Below are 349 nucleotides of genomic sequence, written 5' to 3'. Positions count from 1 at the left end.
TCAAGCACGTGGGCCTCGCCGACGAGGCCATCTGCATCGGCCCGGCGCCCTCGGCCGAGAGCTACCTCAACATCCCGCGCCTGATCGCCGCGGCGGAGATCACCGACGCCAACGCCATCCACCCCGGCTACGGCTTCCTCTCCGAGCGCGCCGACTTCGCCGAGCAGGTGGAGAAGTCCGGCTTCATCTTCATCGGCCCCACCGCCGACGTGATCCGCCTGATGGGCGACAAGGTGGAGGCGATCCGCGCCATGAAGTCCGCCGGCGTGCCCTGCGTGCCCGGCTCCGGCGGCCCGCTCGGCGACAACGTGGACGAGAACATCCGCATCGCGCGCGAGATCGGCTACCC

At 70.5% G+C, this 349-nt stretch carries 1 protein-coding gene; it reads left to right on the top strand.

All coding sequences use genetic code 11. The annotated features are described in order from the left end of the window. Positions 1–349: biotin carboxylase N-terminal domain-containing protein (locus tag ACH65_RS18345; protein WP_049624087.1), on the top strand; the 349-nt coding region annotated here is incomplete at both ends.

The organism is Frateuria defendens (assembly GCF_001182895.1).
Taxonomy (GTDB): Bacteria; Pseudomonadota; Gammaproteobacteria; order Xanthomonadales; family Rhodanobacteraceae; genus Frateuria_B; species Frateuria_B defendens.
The sequence above is the reverse complement of the archived record's forward strand: the minus strand, read 5'-3'. Positions and strand labels throughout refer to the sequence as shown.